This is a genomic window from Nocardia alni, assembly GCF_019038435.1.
GTDB lineage: Bacteria > Actinomycetota > Actinomycetes > Mycobacteriales > Mycobacteriaceae > Nocardia > Nocardia alni.
On sequence record NZ_JAGPOX010000201.1, the window covers coordinates 1 to 14,082 of the forward strand.

Below are 14,082 nucleotides of genomic sequence, written 5' to 3' on the forward strand. Positions count from 1 at the left end.
CCTTGCCCCTGCGCCGCAACCCGCGCACCACAACCACCAACCCCGACCACACTGATACCGGCTTCCCCGAACCCCACTACCTCACCACGAAACTCGCCGAGAGATACCGCGTCGTCCCGCACAACGACAAGCTGTACTCGGCGCATACCGGCAAACCCGTCCACACCCCCGACCACCCGGCCACCAAATGGCCCACCCGCACCCGCGGGCACCTGCTGGTCAGCGACGGCAACGGCAACCACTACATCGCCCCCGACCTCGGCTGGGTCCGTACCCACCAAGCCTTCGACAAACTCGGCGTCCACGTCGCCGCAACCATCGAAGTCCACCGCGGCGTCATCGAATACGTCACCGACCACTCTGGCCTCTACGACTCCGACCGCACCCGCGTGACCGACCTACTCGACAAAGACCTGGCCAGCGTCGAACGCACCGAGAACTTCCGCCACCTGGACTACGCCGGCAGACCGGTCTCGGATGAGCCCCCCGCCGCTACAAGAAACACCGCAACCAACGAAACCGGCACACCCACAACACAATCCAACAGCCACGACACCCCACCGACCGACCCTATCAGGACCACGAGCACCACCGACAACCCCGCGACTGACGAAACCGGCACACCGACAACACAATCCGATGACCGCGACACGCCAACGACCGACCCTACCGGGATAGCGAACACCACCGACGCCGCAATTTCCACACACGACACGCGCACCGACTCCTCGAACACAGACAACAGGACCGGTATCGAGCAAACCACCGAAAATGAGGCACCCACCAGCACACCAAACACCGCGGCTGACGAAACCGACATGCCCACAACAGAATACGACGAGCACGACACACCAACGACCGATCCCACCAGGATCGCCGGCACCACCGACGCCGCGATCTCCACACACGACACGCGCACCGACTCCTCGAACACAGACAACAGGACCGGTATCGAGCAAACCACCGAAAATGAGCCGCCGGCTGCCACACGAAACACCATAACCGACGAAACCAACACACCCTCAACACAATCCGACGACCACGACACGCCGACAACCGATCCCACCAAGACCGCGAGCACCACCGACGCCGCAATTTCCACACAAGACACCCGAGCCGACTCCTCGGATACAGGCGACAAGGATGCCGGACAGACCGGTGAGATGGATCCGCGCGAGGCGGCACTGCGGGCACGGCTGGCGGACGAAGCCACCACCGATGCGCGCGTGGTTGCCGCACGCAGGCAACTCGAGCGGGCACAGGAAAACCTGGATGCCAGTCGCACCGAGTTCGCTGCCGCCGAGACCCGCCGCGATCAGCGAAGATCCGACCAGCCGAACGCCAATGACCAAGCCAGGCATACGGAAGCCGAGACCGCACCGGCAGACACCCGAGCCGACAGCGACGAGCACACGACGCAGGACCCGGCCACGGCGCAAGCGCGGAGAGCGTTGGACGACGCCCGCGCCGCAGTCGATTCCGCGCGAGCCGAGCACGAAGCGGCAGTACAGCACGCAGTGCAGGAGCGGTACGAGGCGTTGCGGGCGGAGTCGGAGGCCAGAATCGCCGCCGCGGAACAGGATGCGGTGCGCATGCGTGCGGCCACCGAGGAGCGGATCGACACCGCCCGCGACAATCTGCATGCGGCGGCCGAGGGGGTGAAGGACGCCAGAGCTACCCACGAGACAGCGAAAGCAGAGCTCGAAGCCGGCCTGAAAGGCAAACTCGACGAAACCATCGAAGCCTCCCAGCGCGAGGTCGAGTCCGCCAGAAAGGCGTTGCAGGACAGCAGGGACCGGTACGAGCAGGCACGGGGCGGCAACGAACCGCGACAGGCATACCTCGAGCGGCTGCACGCGGAAGTCGGTCAGCGTCAGAAGAATCTGAAGAACGCGCTTGTCGAGCATGAGGCGCTACTGCGGGCCGCCGATGATCGCACCGGAAAGCTGGAGCAGGCACGCACCGAACGCAAGACCGTGGCGCCGGGAAGGCGGGCGCGGTGGAAGGTCACGCAGCGATCCCGCGCCTGGCGCAAGGCGCTGAGCGAGTCCGATGCCGCAGTCCGGTCGCGGGTGCGCGACCTCCACGACGAGCTGCGGGATAGAGAGGCGGCGTACTCGCGGGCGGAGGGAGAGTTCAAGTCCGTGATGCGGGGGGTGATCAAGGAGCGGCTGGCGGGTGTGGGGAAGGCGAAAACCCCGGACCGCGACGCCTACGAGGCGGGGCTGGCGGACCGGAGGGCCGCGATGCGGGCGGCTTCGCGCAAGGCGCTCGAGGCCGCGGACGCGGTGCAGAAGGCGGCATTCGTCTATCGCGACGAGGTGTTGCGCGAGACCACCGAAACCGACCCGGCGATCGGGCGCGGCGCGACCGATCACGAGGTTGATCGGATGGTGCGCGACGGGAGTCCCGAAGAGCGGGCAGCGGCGATGCCGGAGTGGATGACTCGGCGTGATCCCCACCCGGACCCGGAGAAGCGGCGCACACCGCGCGAGACCCAGATGCTGGCGTACGTGCTGACCGAGTTCGGGCCCGCGGATATGAAGGGTGGGGAGGGCAAGACGCTGCAGATGGTCATGGACGGCTACCGCACCGCCCGCGTGCACGGCGTGGCGCACATGCTGACCAGCAGCGACCCACTGGTGGTCGACATGATCGACGAGGTCGGCCACTACGTGGGAACCCATCACGCGGACGCAGGGGTTGATCTGGTGAAACTGCCGGAGAACGACCCGTTCCCGCAATCGGGCTGGAAAGCCCTCGACGAGGGCCGCAACCTGCTGGTGGTAGGCACCAAGGACGGGGTGCTGTTCGCCGGACTGCGCGAATCGGACGCGATGGTCACCGCGATCAAGGACAAAGGGGCCCCGGCCGACGAGGTCGGGGAGCTGCGGGCGTGGGTGCGCACCCAACCGCACGTCAACGAGCTGGAACAACGTTTGAACGCGGTAGCCGAGAAGTACGGCGTGCGTGACGAGCACGGGGCCCCGCGACAATTCCGGCCGATCCCGGAGGGGGTGGGCAGCTTCGACGAGGTCGACACCGTCTTCGACGGCAATCAGCAAGCCATTCTGTCCCCCGGCGCCCGCGAAGACGCCGACCCCGCGACCGTCGCGCACTTGCGGAACATCTACGACAACTTCCGTATCGCAGTGCTCGAACACGGCTTGGCCGACAAGGATTTCGGCAGGCCGGACAATACGCGGGGGTTGTGGCATTCACAGATGAGCCGCGAGGCGATCGACAAGCTGACCGCGGCGACCGGGGATCGGGAATCGGTCCTCGCCGAGATGAAGCATTACACCCAGTTCGCGTTGACCCGCTGGGGACTGCGTCGCGACACCGACTTCAACACTTCCCGCGCCTATGACAAGGTGATGCTGATCAATTCGAAGACCACCGACAAACTGTCCTGGGATCGCGACAAATCAACCGAGACACGGCTGCAGGAACTGGGCCGATACCTCGACGTCGTCCAAGGGGTGACGGTGCGCGGCGACAACCCGGCCGACTCGCTGACGATGCAGTTGAACCAGTGGATCGGCAGCCGCTTCCTGAAAAACCCGAAAGGCGTGTCTGGCACGGCCAAAGAGGTCGAAGACGCCATCTACGACGGCTGGGGCGGCGCCCACGACACCCGCGGCGACTACTTCGGCGTCCCGGAAATTCCCCGCTACTACGATTCGAAACTGCTCATGCAGGAGCGGGCGGAGTTCGACAACCGTGAGACCAAGCTGCAGGGCATGGCCGCCGATGTGGTCGACAACACGAAAATCTCGTTCACCGTGCGGGACAACACGATCGTGGGTATCGAGCAGAACGGCCGCCCGCAATGGAACATCATGCTCGACAACGGGGATATCCGCGGCGCCGGCGAGCGCGTGACGGAGATGGTGGTCGACGCCCCCGGCGGCGGCCGCACCGTCGAGGAAACCAGAACCACGCTGAATCACTGGCACGAGAAACAAGCCCACGAGCGCGGAATCACCGACTGGGTCGATGCGATCGTGGACCAGCGCATGAAACAGCACGCGCAGGAAAACGGGCTCACGATCGCCGACGGGGTGAAACTCGACTACGCCGCGATCGATGCCCGCTGGCACGAGGAGCACGGTGGCGGGGATACCGCCGAACGCGCCGCCGCCGACCTCGTCGCGACGTTCGGCAAACCCGGCGCCATCATGTTCATCAATAAATCAGGCGCCCGCGGCACCGACCCCAAACCCACCGACGAAGCGAAAGACCTCGGCGGCGTCCTGACCAACATCAGTGGCGGCCCGGCATTTTCGGTGCGGGTATTGCTGCAGGCGATCTGGCGCTCCGCCCGCGGCGGATCCGGCGAAGACCGAGTAAACGGCGGCACACCCGGATCCGCGAAAATGTACGTCTCCCCCGAGGATTACCACACCGAAATCGAAGACGCGCAAGCCACCCGCGAGATCACCCAGTATCTGAACGCGGTGCACGAGCGCGACCAAGCTGCCACCGCGTACGAGAGTTCCCCCTCGCACGAGGCGAAGGACGCCCTCGACGAGGCCGACGAGCGCGTCACGCAAGCCGTGCGAGTGTTGCGGGAGGAGACCACGCCGAGGTTGCAACGCCGAGCCGAAGAACAACTACTGGCCCCGCACCGCAAAAACAACAGCAATCCCGCACCCATACTCGGTGCACAGACCCCGAGCACCCTCGGTGTTACGGCGCCGCAGCCGACATCCACCGACACCAGCACACTCGCGACCAGCCAACTCCCCACCTGGCTGTCCACCGACCAAGCCCGGGTCGGAACCCACCTCCAGTTCACCGACGGAGAGCTGGCCACCACCGTCCTCCTCACCGGTCACGGCACGGTCTCCGTGCACGACACCAACAGCAAGGGCGAGGTCTCACCACACCCCTCCACCACCCACGACCACCTGCTGAACCTGATCGACAACAGGCGAATCGAATCGGTCACCGTCATCCCCGCCGAGCACTCGACCGACAGCCACGCCGAGCCGGCCGACTCCACCGACCACGCCACGCACGACGACGACACCCACGGCGAGCTGATCCGAAATCTCACCAAAGACGAACTTACCCACTGGCTTTCCGGCAAAGAAGATCCCACCGGATCCATGCTGTCGTTCAGCAACCACACGTCGTACACCACAGCCGAATTCACAAGCCAGGACAACGCCGTCGTCCGCGAGACCACCGACGGGGTCGAGGGGCCGCAACGTCACCTCACCCGAGACGAGCTGCGGAAGTTGGCCGAGGACAGCAACATTCACTCGGCCATCCTCATGCCCGCGGAACCCTGGGAGCGCGCACTCACTGAGCCACAGTCCGACCCCGTGACCGACGATGCCACACCCACTCACCACGATCGCGCACCCCCGCAGCAGAACCCCGTCACCCGCTCCGGGGACCCGACCACCGTGGATACGCGCGCGCGGACACTACAACGCGTCGCCGCCGCGGAAGACCTTGCCGCACAGGAGCGCCGAGCCCAGATCACCCGGATCGACGAGTCCCGGAAGCGGGTCGCGGCCGTCGCGGAGGCGCTGCGCAACGCGACATCCGAACACCCCGACAGCACCACCCAACGGGATGACGTCACGGCCGCACGAACCGCCTACGAAGGGGCGACATCCGAACACCTCGCAACAGCCGCGAACGTGGTGGACGAGCTCGTCGCGGCGATACGAACGGCCGGATCGCAGCGGTGGGAGGCATACCAGGCCGGGCAGATCAGCAGAGACGAAACCTTCGAGCCGCTGGCACACGAACTGGAGCACGCGGCCAAGGCAGCGGCCAACGCATTCCTGGAGTATTACGAACTCCTGGCCGGCCCCGGAAAGCCCCAGGAAAAGTCGGGTCCGCTGACCGAACTCCCCGACGCGGAGCTGGAAAAGGCGATCACGAACAGCTCGAGAGCCCGAGCGGACGCGGCGGAGAAACGGGCCGGATATGCGGCGCTCACCGAGCTGAACCGCCGAGTCACGGGCAAAGTGCCGCGGTTCACCCAGATCATGGCGGATCTGCTGCTCGAGCACGTCTCGGCCGAGGTGTCCACCGGCGAAGGCAAAGAGATGATCGCCGTTCTCCGATCGGTGCGCACGGCCCTGGACAAGGGCCTGGCCTACTTCACCACCAGCAGCGATCCATTGGTGAAACACATAGAGAAAGAGTTCCTGAAGCTGATCGGTGGACGGAGTTTCAATATAAAAACCTACCACCTGAAGCAGGACGAGAAATTCCCGGAAGCGGTGGACGGGGAACCGATGATCGTGATCGGCACCGAAGCGAACTACGGTTTCCGGGCATCCGAAGTAGCAAAGTCGATGCTCGACGATCTGGACAACGCCGGCGTTCCGGAAGAGTATCTCGCAGACCTCCGACGCGACCTGGACAACGCGCGGAACTTCGACGATTACAAGGAGCTCCTCGACGCGGCGGCAGAGGCCAATGAAGTGGGGACTCGCTTCGATCCGTTCCCGAGGGGCGATCTGATATTCGACGAACTCGACACCCTGGTCGACGGCAATACCCAATACATTGTGTCCGCCGATTCCGACGAGCCGCCCACGCCCGAGTTCGTGGCGAACGCGAAAGCGATCTGGACCGATTTTCAGCGAGCCGTGGCAGAATACGGCCTGGAGCCCGTCGATTTCCAGAAGAATCCCGAAATACCCGGAATGTTCGATTCGAAGTTGACGCCGGCCGGCCGAGGCAAGCTGAATGCAATGCGCCAGCGGGAGATCACCGAGGAAGATGCGCAGGAGTACGCCTTCGCCGCACAGGCCCAGTGGGGACCGCGCGAAGACTCGGACTATCGCGTCAACGACAAACATGAGATCGAGATCATCGCATCGAAAACAAATGATCAGGTCCTGACCGACCCGGACAAGAGTATTTCCAGCCGATGGCACGGATTCGCCAAGTATCTGGAAATCAAGCACGGCGGGGGCGACGACAGTAATATCAGAGCGGATCCGAAATATTCGATCGGCATCACGGCCAAGCAACTGTTCAGCGGCGCACTCTTCACGGTCAGGGGCATGTCCGGCACCTTGCTGACCGCAACGGAGAAGACGCCCCGGGGCGTCGAGAATTACCTGGCCGAAAAATTCGGCACCGGGCCGATAGCGAAGGTGGAGCGATTCTTCACCTCGCGGCTGACCCGCCCGGAGGACCGGCATTTCGCCAACCGCGACGAGAAGCACGCACATATGGCCAAGGTCCTGTTCGACGGAGACTTCGGCAAGGACCGGAAAACCGGAAAACCGATATGGACACCCGGCGCGTTCGTCACGAATTCCGAGGGCAAGCTCGAACAACGCGGCGCACCGCAACTGGCCGTGGCCCTGGACAACGCCGACGCCGGTCGACTGGCTGCCGCGCTCGAGCAAGAGGCCGAGGCTCGGGGCGTCACGGTCGAGTTCGAACTGGTGGACGCCGCGTGGATGGCCTCACACGGCGGCGAGGAAAAAGCCCACGAGGAACTGCTGAAGATCTTCGACCGCGGCGGCGGACTCGGAAAGATCATCATCGCCAACAAGGTGGCGGGCCGCGGCGTCGATATCGTCCCGGTCGACAAGGCCATCGACATTCGCGAGACATTGTCCTCGAGCGGCGTCGATCTCGGCTTCGTCGGGGACGCCGAAATCATCGGCGGGCTACAGGTCAGGAAGAGTGGCGGCCCGGCCTACTCGATCCGAGTCAACGACCAGATCGACGCTCGCGCCGCCCGCAGCGGCAATCCCGATCTCGGCCGGGAAAACGGCGGAACTCCCGGCTCGGCCACGACCTATGTCTCCCCCGAGGACTACCTCAGCACCGCGCCGAACCCGCGCGTCAAGACACTGATCATCAAGCATCGGAAAACCGCCGCGGCCCATACGGCAGCCGAATCCGCGCACCGGGCCGCCGAATCGGCCCATGATCCCCAACTCGACCGGACCACGGCGAGCCTCGAACAGGCCACGGCCGCCCTGGAGGAGGCCACCAGCCAGCTGCGGCAGTTCGCCACCCCGTGGCAGATGGCCGCGGTAGAGAACCAACTACTCACCGTCGACGGCGCACCGCCGCACAAGGTCAGTCGTCCGGTCCGGGAATTCGGGTCGCACCGTAACGGCGGCGAGGGATTGAACAACACCCTCGCGGTTCCGAAAGAGCTGGTGGACTGGCTGACGGAGGAGGCTGTCCGCCTGGTGCAGGACGGCGATGAACCGGACGAGGCGTTCCGCGCGGAGGTCGGTCGAGAGCTGACCCGCCGTCTGCTGTCCAGCGACTGGAAACGCCTGCTGACCGAATCCGGCATGCCCCTGCGTGTCTCCTACAAGGGACAGTGGAAGCCGGTTTCGTTGCGTCTGTCGCTGCGATTCCTCGATGTGGCCGATGATGTGAACGGTGCGGTGATGGGCATCCAGCGCTGGGCGTACGGCGCCCTGGAGACTCCCGATACCGGCGGCAACACGAACTACCGGGCCTCCTCGTGGGCGTTGTCCCACGTCACCGACATGCTCCGCGGCGTGTGGAAGAGTACGACGCTCACACCGCAACTGAACACGGTCGTCAACCAGTTGGGATACAACGTCCTGCTCTCCGTGGTGAACCAGGCGATCATCAAGGTCCGCAGTAAAGGACCTTCCACCCTCGTCGATTACGACGGGCTCTGGCAGGGACGTCGCACCGGGGGTGCTTGGACCGACTTGACCACCGGCAAGCCGCGACACCCGATGCAGGTCTGGCAGCCCGACTACGCGGTCTATGGCGGCGAGTTGCCGGTGGCCGACCCGAAAAATCCCGCCACCGTGCCCGCACCGATGAATCGTCTGCGAACCGAACTTCCCTTGCATGGACCGATCGGAATACCGAACGCCGACAATCTTCACGAGGACATCCTGACCGCATTCGACGATCATTTCGCCGATCTGTCCACCGACTCCCGCGATCAGCTGGAGGAATTCTTTACCGAAGGCAACATTCGCAGCCTCATTCCGCTGATGTGGGGCGGCTGGGCGGCCACCCCGACTCTCTACACATCGTCGGGTGAAGCGATCGGTTATCTGCGCTTGCGCATCGCCGACATGGTCGGCGGGGACACGCCCACCGGCCACACCATGACGAATTCCGTCCTCGAGTCCTATGTGCTGCGCATGCTGCGGATGCAGACCAATTCCACAATCCTCAACGCGCTCGGCGGGGGCGCGACGCTGCCCTTCGGCCTGGGTTCCGGCGAAACCGACTCCGCGACCGGCATCGCACCGCGCGGCGGCACCATCGGCCCCACGGGCACGGTGACCTCCCAGAGCAGCAACACCCTCGGCACCGGCGGCAATGCCGGCACCGCGCATTCCCTGCGGTTGGCGCAGTCCAAGGAGGGTGCGCTGAATGTGACGCCGCACGCGGTCTTCCGGGCTCAACTCGTCCGGCCCAACGGCCTGCCCGCCGAGCCGGCGCAGAACACGAATCTGACCGGCGACCAAGGCTATCCGGTCGAAATGATGGTGCCCTCGCTCGAGGCTCTCGGCAGCGCCGTCGATGGCAAGGAAGTCAGAACCCTGTTCCTGCCGCCCTCGATCCTGCACATGCGGCAGCTCGGGCTGGAAACCACCCCGCTCGAGGTCGACGGCCTCCAGCCGCTGATCGATGGCCTGCGGACCTGGCTGGACGAACACGGTTTCCTCCCGTCCGACCGCCGCCCGGGTCTGCTCGACAAGCTTACCCAGGCCGCCGTCGACGAGGACCGCCTGAACAACAGGCGCAAGCTCGACGAGCTCGAGGGCCTGCTCGCACAGCGCGCCATGGTGGACGAGATGATCGAGGACGGCGCACCCGTGTGGTTCCAACTCCGTACCAAGACCGGCCTTCAGCGTGTCGGGGCCAATTTCACCACCAGGCGCGACTACCGAAACTCCGAGCGCCCGCACGAGGGGGTCGTCCACGAGCGGATGCTCGCGGGAATCCAGACGATGCCCTACACCCACACCGTCACCAACGGCGATCAGCAAGCCAGCACAACGCCATTCGCGTTGAACGCCGGTCTCAGCGGCACCGGCACGAATCTGGCCAACAGCACCGGCGGCACCTGGCTGCAATCACTCGGCGGGTCGGCGGTCGCGACAAGCCAGAAACCAACGACCGACGATCACGGTTCCGTCACCGCCGAGGAGATCTACCTGTTCAGCCCCGGCTCGAACGGCACCGGAACGTTCCGGGTTCCCCTCATCCACACGATGAAGCTCAGCCACAGTCACGGCAGAGCTCCCCCTCCGAGAACCAATGCCGGCTTCGTTCGCATGGCCGTCCCCACCTATCACCTCACCGAGAAACCCACCGAGGCGCCCATTCCCACAGCGGTACGTCCTCGCGATCTCACCGCCGAGGACAGCAACCGCCTCGCCCAGAAGTTCGGCCGGACGCCCGGCGGACAACGCGTCACCATCGCACAGGGCGTTCTACAGCTGCCCGAGACCGCCCGTCCGCTGCGCGTCGCCGGCAGCAAGGAAATCAAGCAGCTCATCCTGGACCTCATCGAAGCCGCCGGCACGAATCCCGCCGACGTCGGCCGGACCAGCTCACCCGGTAACGCCGGAGCATCCGGCGACTTCGTGATTCAGATGCCCGCCGAGCCGGAGCAAGCCGTCGTCCGGAACCGCCGCGGACCTGTCGACGAGGAGCACGAACTCCCGCTGTACCACCAGCCACGGGTCCGGCGAACGGCACCGGAGAACTCATCGGTGGCCGGCTATCTGTCGGCAGTGGGCAAGCGTTTGGCCGGCACGAGCGCGGGCCGGTGGGTGGGGCGCAAGGCCTTCGGCGAGTCGATCGCGAAACCGGAGTCGCTGGGTCACCAGGCCCTGCACACCGCGGTATCAACGCACCACCTGCTCTCCAGAGCGGCGCTGTTCCTCCGTGATACCTACCGCATCCCGATCAACACCTATGGCAGCACGGACGGGATCGAACCGGACGGTATCGAAGCCGTCGCGGAGATCAGCAGCTATATCACCGATGTCGAAGTGCAACCGGAACCGCCGACGATGGACGGCGAAAACTGGCTGGAGACCAGCGATCTCTCGAGCCACGGCGAGGGTGATCAAAAGGGCTACCAGCTCAATTTCCCCTCCCTCACCTTCTACAGGGGCAAGACCACCGACCATGCCGGCATCGGCAACCTCGGCTATCAGCGTCAGTCCGCCCACACGGATTCCTCCGCCGCCGCCGACAACACCGACATCCTGCGCGTCACTTCCGATTACGGTGGCCGCGTCAGCTGGTTCACCGGAAAGATCGTCCACGTGGTCACGGTCCGCACCGGCCACCGCAACGCGGTCACCGGGGTCATGGACGTCGGCCACCACGAGGCCACCCACGTCCTCGAAATCCCGAACGGCGTGGAGTTCCTCCTGCAGCACAACGATCTGAAGGATCACCCCGACCTGCTCGAGCTCGTCAGGAACAGCACCGCGGGCAACGCCCTCGGCGGTAAAGGCGGGGAGATCGCGGACGCGGCGCCGCTCGATCGCGTCCTACCCCGCACCTTCCGCGAAACCCACGACCTCGGTCTGGGCTCCGCCGTTCAGGTCGACCTGGAGGGCGGTCGCGACGCCCTGTACAACAGGGCCCTCGGGCTCATCGAGAAATTCGTGCCGGGCGTCACCACCCCCGGAACACCCAACTACCTGGCCACCGTCGCCCCCCGCCTGACCGAGCACACCACCACCCTCGCCCTGCGAACCCTGGTCAATCACGGGCGCGACGGAAGCGTCGGATTCAGTGTCGAGACCCGTTCCCTGCTCGCTCCCGGAACGATCGAGGTCGAGTTCAGCGCCGTCCCCGATGACACGAAACTCGACGCGGTACGCGGCAGGCAGGACGACGCCAGCACGACCACGCTGGACACCGTCAGCACCCATGCCACGGGCGATGGCAGCAGCGCCCGGCAGGGCCCCCGGAAAAACGACGCCATCACGGCTGTTCTGCGGGCCCTCCTCGGTAAGAGCCGGACCCTGCCGGGCGCCACCAGCGTCAGCCGGACCGACAGCGGCAACGACCAGTTCACCATCGGTCCCGGCGGCCAGCTCAGCGCGCAGCAGCGCCTGGCTCTCACCATCGCCTTCAAGAATGTGCTGGCCAAGAGCGATACCCTGAATTCCACCCGCGATCAGCGCACATGGAACAGCGGTAACAACACCACCACGTTCCCCAACGTCCCCTACAAGTACACCGTCACGGTCACGTGGAAACCCGCCGCGGGCGTCAACAGCGCCCTGCTGATGTACTTTCTGGTGCGCAGCACGATCGGCGCCTTCGGCGTCGCCGCTCGGGCTGTCGAGCTGCTCCCCACTATTCTGCTGCTGCTCCTGGTCGGGTACCGCCTGCTCCTGCTGGCCCAGGGCCACGGACTCATCCGGACGCCGGGAAGTTGGCGCACGACCGAATCTCTGGACGGCAGTGTCGATCTGCGCTTCCACACCACCGAGACACAACACGAACGCGAAGCCACTCCCCGCGCACTACCCAGCATCCGGCCCCGGATGTTCTCCGCGAGCGACTCCCCGACCGGTGTGGTCGCACTCCCCGCCACCCTGGAGGCGCGGATCTCCGTGCCGGCCAAGGTGCCGACCAGGCCCTTCCAGATCCAGCATTTCGGTGGCGCCGAACAACTCGCCGCAGCCCTCCGCGCTGCCGGGCTGCGCGGCCGCACCCCCATCGGCCGCTCCTCCGAAGCCCTGTACGCCCAGTTGAACACCGTGGTCCGGCACAACGACTTCACTGTCGTGCTACCCGCCGCCGCGGCCCGCTTTCTGAGCTTCCTGCCCTCGGGGTCCGCTCCGGATTCGCTGTTCGCCAGGACTCCCAAGGGCGATGTCTCCCTGAAGATCTCGCTGCACGACCTCGTTATCGACAGCACCAGCGTCACCATCGCCGGTCACGGCTTCGAGGTTTCGACCGACGGTTCCCAGTCGACCGTGGACACCGCAGTCGGCCCCACCGTATCCGGCACGCTCAGAAGCAGTATGACCGCGGACAACAACACCACCGGCTCGATGACCGCCGCCCTCCTCGGTGAGCAGGGCGATCGAGGACAGCGCGGCGACGTGACCACCTACCGCCGCGAACTCCTGCGCGTCGGCCCCGCGAAGGACAAGGCCGCCATCACCGGAATGGCCAGTAATCTCCACCGCGGCTTGGCCCGCGTCGATGTGCGCGGGCCCGGCGGGAACTTCACGGTCATCGCCCAGATCGAGCTGCGCAGCACCGAGGATCTGACCGGCAAGGACAAAGCCACCAAAGACAAAGCCGACACCAATGACACGACCGAGACAGAGGATGTTGCAAAACCCAAGGCCGACAATGTATCCGAGCAGGACGAAGGAAAGGTCAATGCCGCCAACGCTATCGCCCCTGCAACCGACAACGATTTCCTCTCGCCGCCGAGCGACCCGATCACCGATCTCGAGACAGCACTGGCCGACTGGATAGCCGAGGCGGACCGGCTCGGGATCGGTCCGGGGCACGACGTGCTGTCCCAGGGCGAGATCAAGGACTACTCGACGTACGGAGGAGTTTTCGTCGAAACTCGTTTCAGTACAGGGAACCCCGCCGTAGACCGGCCACGGTGGCTGTCCGCGCCACCCGATCGAGACTGCATGTTCCACCTCCTGCATGCCATCGTGTTCCCGGACGCGCACTTCACCGGCGAAGCCCTCGCCCGCCGCATTCAGGGCCTTCGGATTGGTATCACCAACGAGATGCACGCGCAGTCCGAAGCACTCTCGACATACGGCGTAACAGCGGAAGACATCAACAGCCTCCGGAACATCGGCAACTACGAGCACAACCTGGCGGCGGATCACGTCCTGCACACGGCAGCAAAACTATTCGACCAGCCACTCACGGCCTACGCCGTCACCGATCAGGGCATCTCGACATCCCTTTTCTCCGGAGTCACCGACGAACGCGCACCTGTCCCCGTCCTCAACGACCACGAACACTATTACCTTGCCGTCCCCGCACCCACCCCAATGGCCGAAGCCACCACCCCGAATCCGCACTCGACCACCACCATCGCCGAATCCTCGTCCCCAGCAC

Annotated in this window: 1 protein-coding gene; it reads left to right on the top strand. The window is 65.2% G+C overall.

Going from position 1 to position 14,082, the window contains the following annotated elements; translation table 11 throughout:
* The coding region (locus tag JZ791_RS40590) for a hypothetical protein (RefSeq protein ID WP_216902702.1) at positions 1–14,082 on the top strand (14,082 nt) is incomplete at both ends.